Source organism: Pseudoalteromonas sp. Isolate6 (assembly GCF_022398435.1).
In the GTDB taxonomy this organism is placed as follows: Bacteria; Pseudomonadota; Gammaproteobacteria; order Enterobacterales; family Alteromonadaceae; genus Pseudoalteromonas; species Pseudoalteromonas galatheae.
On record NZ_JAKEVK010000125.1, the window covers coordinates 1 to 13,399 of the forward strand.

The following is a 13,399-nucleotide window of genomic DNA, read 5'->3' on the forward strand; positions in this document are numbered from 1 at the left end:
GGATATAGGTACCTTAGCGGTAGCAGGACGCGAGAGCGGTGCTACTAAAGCTATTTCCCCGCTTCAAGATAGATCATTTACTTAATACAACTGGTATAACAAACTCTAATTGCTGGACGTCTGAGAAAAGCGTTTTTATATAAACTAATAAATTACTTTCACATCAGTGTATTGGCTATTTGTCTTGTCATGGACCCAGTTTATAAGGAACTGCCCCTCAGTTAGGAACTTTACATCTCATAAGTATTGCAATCTCGTTAAATGGTAATTATTATCATTCTCGATTTTCGCAAGGACTTGCTCGTTGACTTATAAATGATGTATTCACAAGAAATATTACAGTCACTCTCCTCCAATGAATGTGCGCTAAAGCGGTTTTTGACAAGAAAACTTGGCTGCTCAGACACCGCATCAGACATTCTGCAGATAATTGCTGAAAAGCTGTTATTGAAAAAAGTAAAGCGTACAGTGGAAAACCCAACAGCATATTTGTATCGCTCAGCTCACAATGAGGTCATTAATTATATCCGCAGTAAGCAGGTTAGAACTCAGAGCGAAAGCCTGTATATGAAGGTGTATGTCGATAGCCAAATACCCGATATTTCAAAATCCTACATCGACTCATGTGACCTTCGTTGTTTACGTATCGCGTTAGATGAACTGCCTCTGTTAACTCGACAAATATTCTTCATGTACACCATCAATGGTATCAAGCAACGAGATATTGCTGCACAGCTAGCAATTAGTCTTTCAAGTGTGGAAAAGCGTCTCACCGTAGCAATAAAATTTTGTAAAGAGGTTCTATCCCAGTAAGTTCAGACTATGCCTTCGCTACTCGTATTTACAAATATTACGGTTACCTTTTAGCTACGACTTATCTTGAGATATACCGCTGCACTAAAACAGAGTTTGAGAAATTTTTACGGGTTTGCTAACTCGTAGACGTCATAGTGGTGAAATACAAAAATTGGTACATGAAAATAGAGGATGACCATGAAAAGCAACACTTTTAGATTAAATAAGTTTAAGCGTGCGATGAGAATATGTAGACGGAGCTTATTTATTTCTAGCGCAGGACTTATATTGGCAACTGCGAATGTTTATGCCAGTGATACCAAATACCAACTAAATATAGATCCTCAACCGCTCTCTACAGCAATAGCTGAACTGTCTGCTGCAACGCAACAGCAAATCACAGCTGTTGGCGTCACGCTAGCAGAGCAAAGAACAATACGAGTGAAGGGTGACTATACGACAGAAAAGGCACTCGAAATTCTATTAAAAGGAAGCGGGCTTGTTGCAACCAAAGTTGGCGAAAACCGCCTCTTAATCCATAAACTAGACACTTCTCTAACACCCCAAAAGGAAATTGAACGTATTGCGGTGATGGGCAGTTATGTTGTTAATGAACCAATTGATACGGCAACAGGTTTGGGTCTGACATTGCAAGAAACCCCACAAACCGTGAACATAATTACTCGTCAGAGCATTGAAGATCAGGCATTAACTTCTCTAACCGATGTGATTAACAACGCTTCTGGCATTTCGGCCAAAGCCTATGATAGCTCAAGGAATGCGTTTTCGTCTCGAGGTTTCAATGTTGACAACTATCAAATCGATGGCGTGCCAGTACAGTGGAATGGTGCACAGAGTGCTGGGGAGTCACTCACCGACACGGCACTCTATGAACGCATTGAAATCGTGCGAGGAGCAACTGGATTGTTGACTGGCGCAGGAGATCCGTCTGCATCAATTAACTTAGTTCGTAAACACGCAAATTCGAGTGAGCTCAGTGGCAAGGTTATTGCGCGCTTAGGTCGATGGAACAATTATTATGCGAGTTTGGACTTGGGGACAGGGCTAAACGAGAGTGGTTCTATTCGTGGTCGAACAGTTATGGTGCTACAAGAGGGAGACTCTTTTGTTGACTATGAAAAAAAGAGTAAACAGGTCTTTTATGCCACCGTTGATGCAGATTTGTCGAATGCAACCTTACTGCGATTAGGGTATAGCATTCAAGACAATGAACCCAAAGGCTCTCAATGGGGTGGGCTGCCAATATTCCACTCTGATCTCAGCCGTACAGACTTTGATCGTTCAGCTTCAGTGGCCGCAAAATGGAGTAGTTGGGCCAGTACACACAAAACATTTTTTGCAAACCTACATCACAGCTTTAGTAATGGATGGGAGTTGGTTGCCCATGCGAATAAAAATGTCAGCACTGCGGATATGTATTTACTGTGGGTATCCGGGCTTCCTCATCCTGTGACGGGAAGCGGGATGACTGCTTCTGCATCGCGGCTAGAAAATGAAAGAGAGCAGGTTGACTTTGGTGTCAGGTTACAAGGCATGTACTCTTTGTTTGACCGTGAACATGAATTTGTACTTGGGGCTGCTAAGAGCGATCAAGACTTTGTATATTATGGCTTTGAAGGCGGTGGTAGTAAAACTGCCAAACCGGTCATGAACTTTTTTGAGTGGAACGGAGAATTTGACCAGCCAGATTGGGGCCAAAAATACACCAGCCAAGATTACACTACGGAGCAAACAGGTTACTTTGCTGCGACACGGATACATTTGAGCGATAAGTTTAAGGCAATTGTTGGTGCACGGTTAGCGAGTTGGAATAGGCAGGGGGTCTCCTACGGTAAAGACCAAGACTATGGCGACGATGACGTATTTATTCCCTATGCGGGGCTGCTATATAGCTTAACTGACAGTCATACAATTTATACAAGTTATACTGAAATTTTTAAGCCGCAGAATGCGGTTGACGCTGATGACAATTACTTAGATCCTCTCACTGGGATCAATTATGAAATTGGTTTAAAAAGCACTTATTTCAATGATGCGTTACATACCAATATAACTTACTTTCAAACACAACAAGAGAATTTAGCGGTTGTTGACCCTGATTTTGTTCCACGTCCTGATAAGTTAGCTGCATACAAGGAAGCGGATGGCGTTGAAAGTGACGGCTACGAGCTCGAAGTGGTTGGTCAGATCATGGATGGCTGGAAGATCAATGCCAATTATACCGCATTCGAAGCAACCGCTGAAGATAGTAGCGGCACATCAAATACGGTTAATACCCGATTTCCTCGAAAAATATTTAGGCTATTCAATACCTTTGAATATAACCAATTTACATTGGGTGCAGGTATCTCTTGGGAAGGTGAAAACTACACTGACATAAAATCACCATTAGGTAATGTACGAGTTGAACAGCCTTCCTATTCACTTATCAATTTAATGGCTAGATACCAACATAATGAGGCGCTATCAGTACAATTAAACGTTGATAATGCCTTTGATAAAGAATATTACAGTCAGATCGGCTTCTACTCGCAGCTAGCATATGGTGAGCCAAGAAATATTAGTTTGAGTCTGCATTACAAACTATAAATTTGAATTCCATGTGTGATGGAAGAAGAAAGGTATAGAGCTAGAAATAGCTCCATACCTTATCATTAGTAAACACGCGAATACGATGTCTATCAGGGTCTAATACGACAAAACTAGCGCCATATACCTCGGCTTGCGGGACCTGAGCAAACTCAATATCTAGTAATTTCCATGTATCGTATAAAGCCAAAAACGCCTCTTGGCTTGGTTGCATAATAGAGATTTCAGAACCGCCCCCGGTAATGCAACTTGGCGGTGTAAGGGCTGTGTTTTGTTTAAGTGCAATGGAGACGTTGTGCGCACACTTCATAGAAACAAAAGTTGGAGAAAGTTGCGCTGCCTCAGATTGAAATAGCTGTCTATAAAACGCTTCGCTTAGCTTGATATCACTTACATATAGCACCAAAGAATCAATGGTGATCATCATGGAATTCCATCATTTTTTTAAAAGTTGCAGCTAAGATACGCTCTCAGTGTGTCTGTTATTGTCAGTAGCTTTACGCTGAGTTCAATACGGGAGTTTGAGCATTTAATCGAGATAGATAGTCCCATATCCCTTTAACTTCATGTTATTAACGCTTAAAGTAATCTCGCACACTGTCTATCGGTGTGTAGAGCAATGTGAAACTGGTGTTTTTAACAAAAAGGAAAGGTTGTATGGTTACTTGCTACTTAAAATACGTTGTTGACTCGACAAAAATCGCTGACTTTGAGAAATATGCCAAAATGTGGATCCCACTCGTCAATCGCTTTGGTGGGCAGCATAATGGTTACTTTTTACCATCGGAAGGCGCAAGTAATATCGCCTTGGCATTATTCACTTTTCCAAGTTTGGCGGCTTATGAAACGTATCGCATCGGATCGTTTCAAGATGCACAATGTCAGGCTGCAATTAAATTTGCAGAAGATACTGGTTGCATAATCAGCTATGAACGCAGCTTCTTTAGACCTGTGTTTGAATAAAGATGTGTAAATGGAGCTGAACATCCTATGCAACTAGATATTTCTGACAATCTCAAACTACAAAACCTTGCAGTGAGGCATGCAAAACCATTATTTGATTGCGTACAAAGTAGTCGTGAAAGTTTACAAAACGTACTGCCATGGGCTGCAGCATTACATACAGAGGCTGATGCAGAACGATACATAGACACGCGTATAAACAACCAAGTCGGCGGAGTTTGGTCTGCGATAGAGTTTAATCGCGAGTTCTGTGGTGTGTTTGGGATTAAATATATGGATGCTCAAACACAAACCGCCGAAATCGGCTATTGGCTTGGCGAAAAAGCAAGAGGCAACGGTTTAATCGGACAAGTGCTTGAGCAGGTTATAGCCAAGCTTCGAGAGGTAAGCGATATTACAACTGTGGAGTTTCAATGTTTACAGTCAAATATTGCAAGCCAGCGGATCATTGAAAAAATAGGCGGTCAGTTTGTTGAGTCCTGTGTCAATGATTTGGGTGTAGCAAATGACGAGTCGTTGTATATTTATCGATTAGTACTCTAACTCATCTATTTGACGGAATGAGCGCATACATTATTATGCGCTCGACTGGTTAGTTTACCTCACACTTAGCAGGCACAGCTCGGCTTCGTAGGGTAGTGATGATAATTTGCGGTAATAGCGGCATTACAATCATGCCAACCATTAAGCTATATTGAAGCGGCGTGAACGTCTCGCCCAGTAGCACCAGCCCTGTCAAAATACCCGCAATCGGATTTGCAATACCACCAAAGGTAAAGTCCACCACAGACATACGCTGTAGTAACCATACGTACAAGCTATAGCCCAGCGCAGTGTTAAGGAGCACAACCCATAATATGCCGCTGAGATTAGTCATCGAAAAATTGTTAATGGCCGCAATATACTTCGTTGGTGCGACAACACCGTGAATACCAAACAAAAGCGTGAGAATAACGCCGCCAATAATGAGTTGCCAAGTTAACACTGTCCACCAGTGCATGCGATCACCAAGAGACTTAGTGATTGAGCTGCCGATCACGATACAGGTTATTGCCGCAAGTATTGCCGCTAAACCAAGAGGGTTTAAACTCAGTGAACTCGGATCAAATAGCAACCAGGCCAACACAATAAGCGCCGCACCGCATAACGCTTGCACCAATCCTGGGCGTTGCTTATTGACCAACCAATGGTAAAGCATAGCGAATACCGGCACAGACACCATGCCCACGCTCGATATGGCAGACGGTAGCGTTAACGACATCACGAAGATCATGCTAAAAAAGGCCGCGATATTAATCGCCCCAAGGCCGCATAGTATTTTCCAGTCTGCTTTTTTTGGCAAACTCGGCTTAACTGCAAGCAAAATAAGCCCTGCCGGAAGCGCTCTAATAGCGCCAAGTAAAAGAGGCGGCCAGTCCGCAAGGGTGTATTGTGTCACCGCGTACGTGGTGCCCCATAAAAATGCAGGGATCATCGCGAGGAGTATATTCACATTAATTATCTTCATGTTGAGATACTTTGCGGTAAGGTATTACTAAAAACACTTTTTGTAAAGTATCTTTATGTTAAGATATTTCTTTACAAAGTTTGTTGTCGGGGCAAATATTAATGGATGCGATTGATAGAGTACAAGAGCAGTGGGCTCGCGAAAAACCACAGTTAGAAACAACGCCCATGGCGATAATGGGTCGCTTAGTGCGCATAGCTAAACATATGGAAGCCGAAGTTGAAAAGCTACATAAGCAATACGGCTTAAATTTGGGTGAGTTTGATGTGTTAGCTACCTTGCGCCGCAGCGGCAAGCCATTTCGCTTAACCCCATCAGAGCTATTTAAAACCATGCTACTCACCTCTGGCGCGATGACCAATCGATTAGACAAGCTAGCAGCAAAAGGCCTTATTAAACGTGAGCATTGTATAGAAGATCGCCGCAGTGTAACGGTGGAATTGACTGCCGAAGGCCTCGCCCTGATTGAAAAGCTGATTGAGCCGCATATCGCCATTCAAGCCCAATTGGTTGAAGGGATGAGTAAAGAGCAGCAAACCTTGTTAAATGGTGAGTTAAAAGCGTGGTTAACGCAATTTGAGTGAGGATGTAAACAGTCTCGTAATATGTCGGTTAGGTTGGAATAAGTGAAGCACCACTTAAGGTGCTTTATCGTGCGAATAGTCTTGTGGAAGGCGGTTTACCCGCCGAGAAGTTATGTTTTCGAGCTATTGTCGATGATGAGTTTGCGGGCGACCACTTCGAGTTGACTAATGAGTATAGCCCTCCTTGGCTAATATCAAAGCGCATCCATGCGCTCCTCGTTCATTCTTTTAAAACGACAAAAAAGAACGAACCAAGAAAACGTCGTCCCAGCATCACACTCAATCCTCAAATCCTAAGCCGATATAATGCAACCGTCTTGTAAGGCACGTCCCTGTACCAGACAAGACTTGGCCGACATCCTGTCGGCACATTGCATATCGGCTTATGCTTTTCGGGTGTGATGGAGGGGGGATAAGTTGCTTGTATGATCTTCTATAGTTTTAGCAATTAAGCTGCTTGCAGGTATTGCAAAAACTATCAGCGTAGCATCTCTTCTAATCCGCAGTGTAAATAGTTTTGTGGAAGGAGCTTCACCCGCCGAGAGGTTGTGTTTTCAAGCTATTGTCGATGATGAGTTTGCGGGCGACCACTTCGAGTTGACTAATGAGTATAGCCCTCCTTGGCTAATATCAAAGCGCATCCATGCGCTCCTCGTTCATTCTTTTAAAACGACAAAAAAGAACGAACCAAGAAAACGTCGCCCCGACATCACACTTAAACCTCAAATCCTAAGCCGATATAGTGCAACCGCCTTGTAAGGCACGTCCCTGTGCCAGACAAGACTTGGCCGACATCCTGTCGGCACATTGCATATCGGCTGATGCTTTTCGGGTGTGATGGAGGGGGAACAAGTTGTCTGTTAGCTGTTCACAAAGCCATTAGCAACATAGTTGTTTGCAAGCACCACAAGAATCTAGCAGCACCTTGTATCTCCCTCATCACACCCGAAAGTAAATTGCCAATGAGTCATTTCAGCGCATGGATGCGTGAAAAGCGGTGACAGGGCCATGGATGGGCGTCGAAACCAGTCAGGAGGACGGGCTGACTTTACGATAAATTTCGAGCTATCAGCCGTTAGCACAATAAATCTCCATGTTTAATATCAAAGCGCATCCATGCGCTTCTCGTTCATTCTTTTGAAACGACGCAAAAGAGCGAACCAAGAAAACGTCGCCCCAGCATCACACATAATCCTCAAATCCTGAGCCGATATAATGCAACCGTCTTGTAAGGCACGTCCCTGTGTCAGACAAGACTTGGCCGACATCCTGTCGGCACATTGCATATCGGCTTATGCTTTTCGGGTGTGATGGAGGGGGAAGAAGCTGCATGTGAGATCTTCTACGGTTTTAGCGATTAAGCTGCTTGCACGGTGAGCGCGGTATGTCTCTAAATTCGGAGTATAAATATTTTTGTGGGAGGTGGTTTACCCGCCGAGAAGTTATGTTTTCGAACTATTGTCGATGATGAGTTTGCGGGCGACCACTTCGAGTTGACTAATGAGTTGAGCCTTCCTTGGCTAATATCAAAGCGCATCCATGCGCTCCTCGTTCATTCTTTTAAAACGACGCGATCGAGCGAACCAAGAAAACGTCGCCCCGACATCACACTTAAACCTCAAATCCTAAGCCGACATCCTGTCGGCACATTACATATCGGCTTATGCTTTTCGGGTGTGGTGGAGGGAGAATAAGTCGCCTGTGGATTTCCACTTTCTTAATGGCGATAGACTCGTTTACAAATTCAGAAAATTGAGGCTCCAGCCTCACAGTGTGAATAGTTCTGGGCACCCGCCGAGAAGTATGTTTTTCAGGTGTGACGAAGGAGAATAAGTTGCATGTGAGATCTTCTATGACTTTACAGTAAACCCCAAACAAAAAAGCCACCTTGTTGAGGTGGCTTAGTCAAACTTGTATCCGATTATTTATGCTTTACTGCCCACAGATGCAGTAGTTCGTGTGCAATGGTGGCGGCGGCGATTGCGGTGAGCTCGCTTTGGTCGTAGGAAGGGGAGACTTCTACTACGTCCATGCCTATCATGTTTAGTCCTTGCAGTGCGCGTAAAATCTTCAGCACTTTGTCGCTGGTTAGACCGCCGCATACTGGGGTGCCTGTGCCGGGTGCGAATGCTGGGTCTAGACAGTCGATATCAAAGGTTAAATACACCGGCAAGTCGCCGACGCGTGCTTTGATCTGCGCTGATATTTCTTCAGCACTTAAGTCATTTGCTGCCATAGCATCAATTACGCCAAACTCGTGGCCTTGCTCTGTGTACTCGGTTCTAATGCCAATTTGCATTGAATGCTCTGGGCTTATTAAGCCCTCAATTGGAGCATGATAGAACATAGTACCGTGGTCATAGCGTGAACCTTGGCTGTACGTGTCTGTGTGCGCATCAAAATGTACGAGTGCCATTTTGCCGTGAATTTGCTGGTGAGCACGCAGTAATGGCAGTGTTACAAAGTGATCGCCACCTAGGCTTAATAGCGTTTTGCCTTGCTGCAAAATTTGCAGAGCAGCTAACTCGAGTTGCGCAGTGAAATACTCAGGATCGCCAACTGGGTATGTGAAATCGCCAGCGTCTTGTAGTTTTATTTTGTCCCACAATGCAAATGACCAAGGGTATTTTTTACTTTCCCAAGCTAAATGCACGGATGCGCGACGGATCGCATCTGGACCCAAGCGTGCGCCTGGGCGTCCAGAGGTTGCCAAATCAAATGGCAAGCCAAGTACCACAACGTCTGCATCAATATCTGTGATATTACGTACCATTGGCTGACGTAAAAACGTCATGCCGTTGGAGTACAGAGAATGATCGGTGTGATCGAATAAATGGCTCATGGGTTAAAAATCTTCCAAATAAGTATAGCCGTCAAGGCCGGTTTCAAGCTCTGCTAGGCAGGTTGCTTGCTCTTCAAGCGGTAGTTTGCTTTCAACAAGGTTGGCAAAGTTACGCTTAAATTGTTCAACATCAAGGTGTACATAACGCATCATATCGGCAACGGTGTCACCTGCATCGATATTACCCAGCGATAGCTCACCCTGATCGTCTAATGTGGCTACAACGGTGTGAGTGTCGCCAAATAGATTGTGCATGTCACCTAAAATCTCTTGGTATGCACCCACCAAGAAAAATCCCAGTAAATAGGGTTTATCTTTGCAAAACTCAGGTACAGGCAATGTTGCTTCAATACCTTGGCCATCCACATAATGCTCCACCGTACCGTCAGAATCACAGGTAATATCCAGCAATACCGCGCGGCGCTTTGGTGCTTCTGTTAATCCGCTAAGTGGCAATACAGGGAATACCTGTTCAATCCCCCAAGCGTCTGGCAAAGATTGAAATAGCGAGAAATTCACAAAGAATTTATCCGCAAGCTTAGCACTGAGTTCGTCAATAATTGGGCGATGGAAACGGTTTTTGTTGTCCATACGCTTGTTTAGCTCATAACAAACACGCAGATTTACTTGCTCCGCCCAAGCTCTTTGCTCAAGACTTAATAGGCCCATCGCAAATTGGCTGTGTACTTCTGCCAAGTCGCCTTGCGTATCATGAAAAATTTCAATCAACGCACGGTCATCACTCTGCTCGTTGAGTGCCTGCCAAGACGTCCACATATTGTGTAGCAGTCTTGGAGCTTCACTCACTGGTGCAGTTATCTCTTCTACTTGGTAGCTTTCGGTGCCAATCACATCGGTGATTAATACCGCATGATGGGCAGTTAACGCACGACCCGACTCAGAGATAATCTTTGGCATTGGCTGATTGTATTGCTTACAGGTATCGCCTACGGTGTAAACGATGTTGTTTGCATATTCAGCTAAGCTGTAGTTCATTGAGTTGGACGACTGGCTGCGCGTTCCATCGTAATCTACTGCAAGCCCGCCACCTACGTCTAAATTCAACAGGTTTGCACCTAAACGGCGTAATTCGCAGTAGAATCTAGCGGCTTCACCCACACCAACGCGCACGTCACGAATGTTGGCCATTTGCGAGCCTAAGTGAAAGTGCACCAGTTGCAGCGCGTCTAGCATGTCAGCGTGCTTTAATTGGTTAACAACCGTAAGCACTTGCGATGCAGACAGGCCAAATTTGGACTTTTCGCCGCCGCTTGCTTGCCATTTGCCTTTACCTTGTGATGCCAAACGAACGCGTAAGCCTAAGCGTGGTTTCACGTTGAGTGCTTTGGCTTCTGCCATCACGATGTCGAGCTCAGAACGCTTTTCTAAAACGATATAAACTTGATGACCTAATTTTTCACCGATAAGCGCAAGACGGACATATTCTCTGTCTTTGTAGCCGTTACACACGATCACTGCGCTGGTTTTTTCACTGAGCGCCAATACCGTAAGTAACTCAGCTTTACTGCCAGCTTCTAAGCCTAGCTGTTTTTTATCACTTGCCGCTTGGCTTGCAATCAGTCCCTCAATGACTTCTTTTTGTTGGTTTACTTTAATTGGGTAAACCAATAAATAATCTTCTGGGTAGCTGTAATCAGTAATCGCCTGATTAAACGCACCAACAATATTATGTACACGCTGCTCTAGAATTTGTGGAAAACGTACTAGCGCAGGTAGGGTATAACCCTCAGATTTAATTTGTTGTGCAATGTTTGTCAGAGTTACGGCGTGCTGTGGTTGCTGTTGGTTCGGCATCGCAGTAACCTCTCCCTGATCATTAATACCAAAGAAGCCTTGGCTCCAGTGGCGCACGTTGTAGCATTCACGTGCTTGCTCAGAAGAGATAAATTTGGTCATTCAAGTTCCTTAACATAAGTTAGAGTTCAGCCTGCAGTGCGCCATCATTGGCGGCTACTCACTGAGTGAAAGGTCTTATTAATTTTCGCGCATTAGACACAAATAGAGAGTCTCAGTCTAATGAGTTATTTTGCTCGTCAAGAGTGACAAATCTTACCCTCGGTTTAGTTGCGATATAACGTGAATTAAGTGAGAGTAAACAAGAAGTAGTAATTTCTATTCTCATGGTTATTTCTAGCTAACGTTCCATCAATACGCAAGGTTTGCTTCAATGACAATCAATCTTATTTATATCGTTTTAGGCTTATCACTCTTGGTCTTTGGTGCTGACCGTTTAGTCGCGGGTGCCTCTAAGCTAGCTGCAAGTTTTAATGTTCCAAGCGTCTTGATTGGGTTAACGATAGTGTCATTTGGTACTAGTGCTCCTGAGCTTACTGTCAGTATTCAGTCAGCAGTTACGGGGCAAGGTAGTCTCGCTTTTGCTAATGTGTTAGGCAGCAATACCTTTAATATTCTGTTTATACTCGGTGTATCTGCACTGATAGCGCCACTGGTAGTTTCACAAGAATTAGTGAAACGAGATATTCCAATGCTAGTGATCGCCAGTTTTATTGTCACTGCATTAGTCTGGGATGGCAGGCTCAGTCAGTTAGACGCAGCATTATTGTGCTCGCTTTTGTTATTTTATGTCGTTTATTTGTTTACCCAAGGCCGCGTGCTTAGTAATAAGAATAATGAACCGACGCCATCACAACAACCAAACCGTTGGCGTGAGCGCGCAGTTAGCATGCTGCTATTTATCGTAGGGCTTGGCTTGTTAATCCTTGGTGCAAAACTTATGGTGGATAATGGGGTGCAACTAGCCCGTGCTTTAGCAGTGGATGAAGTAATGATTGGCTTAACTATTATCGCGATTGGCACGTCGCTACCAGAAGTGGTTACCTCAATCATGGCGAGTATAAAAGGGCATGCTGATATTGCGGTAGGCAATGTTATTGGTAGTAATTTATTCAATTCATTGGGTGTACTTGGCGTGACAGGACTTATCAGCGCAACTCCTTTAGAAGTGACAAGCCGTATGCTGAGTATTGATATTTCAGTCATGATCGTTGCAACGATACTTTGTACGCCATTACTTATTTCTGGGTTAATGCTCAGTCGCAAAGAGGGAGGCATCTTATTTATAGGCTACGTCGCATACTTTGTTTACACTTTGATATAATAAAGTTTCAGAAGTTTCTGAAACTTTATTGAATTCATTAAAAGAATTGCTTAGTATGTTTTTGGAGTAAACAATAAATGAGAAAGGACAATGAAAATAATAACATCAGCAGTAATCGGGCTCGTCGCTTGTAGTTCAGTGGCCAGCGCCAATCAATCAGTTCATGAGCACAATTATCAATATGTGGAAATAAACGGCAACAAGCTTGCCTATGCTTGCAAAGGAGAGGGCGAAACAACGGCACTTTTACTTGCTGGAATGGGCCTTGATGCCCATGAAACCTACAAAAACACCATTCATAACATAAATCCAAAAGGCTATCGCTTATGTTTTTATGATAGAGCGGGCACCGGAAAAAGCACTTTTGCCAAGCCTCGAGTACGGACTATGTTGGAGCTTACACAAGAGCTTGAGGCATTCACTCAAGCCACTAAAATGGATAATTTGGTACTTGTACCTCACTCTTTTGGTGGTTTTGTAGCAAGAGCCTATGCCAACCGAAACCCTGAAAAAGTGAAAGGGATGGTACTTATTGATATCGCTCATGAGTCTTGGTATCACAATATGAAAAGTAAGATGTCCAAAGAAGCATGGAAGATCATGGATTGGATCGTCAACTGGGAGAGAGATACTCATTCACTAGAAGATTTGGAAGAAGCTTCTGCCCATACAGAGATGTATAAAATTAACCGGAAAATGCCAGTTACGATACTGTCGCGTGGGATCCCTCATGTGACTATCCGCTCTACCGGCATGAGTTATGCTGATGTTGATGTTTATACTCAAACGTCAAAAGATTCCCAGATAAAACTGCAAGAAATTGGTGACAATGTCACCTCTGTTACCATGAAATACGCTTCTCACCTATTTGATGAGACAGATCCATTTATTGCCATTAAATATATTGAAGAAATGGTGAATAAGGTACAATAATATTTTTTAACTTGAAAGGTTAGTGG

The 13,399-nt window shown here is 43.7% G+C and carries 11 protein-coding genes; 7 read left to right on the top strand and 4 right to left on the bottom strand.

Annotated elements, in window-relative coordinates:
• Nucleotides 1–318 precede the first annotated feature (318 nt).
• Entirely contained in the window at nucleotides 319–813 is a 495-nt protein-coding gene (locus L1D50_RS15490; protein WP_268960341.1) for an RNA polymerase sigma factor, read from the top strand.
• A 180-nt stretch (nucleotides 814–993) separates the two neighbouring features.
• Nucleotides 994–3,405, top strand: a complete 2,412-nt coding sequence (locus L1D50_RS15495; protein ID WP_128726282.1) for a TonB-dependent receptor — start codon at nucleotides 994–996, stop codon at nucleotides 3,403–3,405.
• 40 nt (nucleotides 3,406–3,445) lie between these two features.
• On the opposite strand, the gene L1D50_RS15500 is transcribed toward L1D50_RS15495, so the two are convergent.
• A complete protein-coding gene (locus L1D50_RS15500; protein WP_239966356.1) occupies nucleotides 3,446–3,832 on the bottom strand; it encodes a VOC family protein in 387 nt (128 codons plus the stop codon).
• Between the two features lie 230 nt (nucleotides 3,833–4,062).
• On the opposite strand from L1D50_RS15500, the gene L1D50_RS15505 reads away from it, so the two are divergent.
• Together L1D50_RS15505 and L1D50_RS15510 are read left to right on the top strand one after the other, a co-directional pair.
• On the top strand, nucleotides 4,063–4,368 hold the full coding sequence (locus L1D50_RS15505; protein ID WP_138523575.1) for an NIPSNAP family protein: 306 nt from the start codon (nucleotides 4,063–4,065) through the stop codon (nucleotides 4,366–4,368).
• 27 nt (nucleotides 4,369–4,395) lie between these two features.
• Nucleotides 4,396–4,911: a GNAT family N-acetyltransferase gene (locus L1D50_RS15510; RefSeq protein WP_239966357.1), complete on the top strand. Its 516-nt coding sequence runs from the start codon at nucleotides 4,396–4,398 to the stop codon at nucleotides 4,909–4,911.
• Nucleotides 4,912–4,960: 49 nt separating this feature from the next.
• On the opposite strand, the gene L1D50_RS15515 is transcribed toward L1D50_RS15510, so the two are convergent.
• Nucleotides 4,961–5,860 (bottom strand): EamA family transporter, encoded by a 900-nt coding sequence (locus L1D50_RS15515; RefSeq protein WP_239966360.1) that lies wholly within the window; start codon nucleotides 5,858–5,860, stop codon nucleotides 4,961–4,963.
• Nucleotides 5,861–5,976: 116 nt separating this feature from the next.
• Here L1D50_RS15515 and L1D50_RS15520 point away from each other — a divergent pair, with 116 nt between their 5' ends.
• Entirely contained in the window at nucleotides 5,977–6,459 is a 483-nt protein-coding gene (locus L1D50_RS15520; protein ID WP_045962358.1) for a MarR family transcriptional regulator, read from the top strand.
• A gap of 1,921 nt (nucleotides 6,460–8,380) precedes the next feature.
• Here L1D50_RS15520 and speB read toward each other — a convergent pair.
• Both speB and speA read right to left on the bottom strand, forming a co-directional pair.
• The gene (gene speB / locus L1D50_RS15525) at nucleotides 8,381–9,301 is read right to left on the bottom strand and encodes an agmatinase (RefSeq protein WP_128726287.1); all 921 of its coding nucleotides are present in this window, start codon (nucleotides 9,299–9,301) and stop codon (nucleotides 8,381–8,383) included.
• Nucleotides 9,302–9,304: 3 nt separating this feature from the next.
• On the bottom strand, nucleotides 9,305–11,218 hold the full coding sequence (gene speA / locus L1D50_RS15530) for a biosynthetic arginine decarboxylase (protein ID WP_128726288.1): 1,914 nt from the start codon (nucleotides 11,216–11,218) through the stop codon (nucleotides 9,305–9,307).
• A gap of 271 nt (nucleotides 11,219–11,489) precedes the next feature.
• Here speA and L1D50_RS15535 point away from each other — a divergent pair, with 271 nt between their 5' ends.
• Both L1D50_RS15535 and L1D50_RS15540 read left to right on the top strand, forming a co-directional pair.
• A complete protein-coding gene (locus L1D50_RS15535; RefSeq protein ID WP_239966358.1) occupies nucleotides 11,490–12,440 on the top strand; it encodes a calcium/sodium antiporter in 951 nt (316 codons plus the stop codon).
• A gap of 90 nt (nucleotides 12,441–12,530) precedes the next feature.
• The gene (locus L1D50_RS15540; RefSeq protein ID WP_239966359.1) at nucleotides 12,531–13,373 is read left to right on the top strand and encodes an alpha/beta hydrolase; all 843 of its coding nucleotides are present in this window, start codon (nucleotides 12,531–12,533) and stop codon (nucleotides 13,371–13,373) included.
• Nucleotides 13,374–13,399 lie beyond the last annotated feature (26 nt).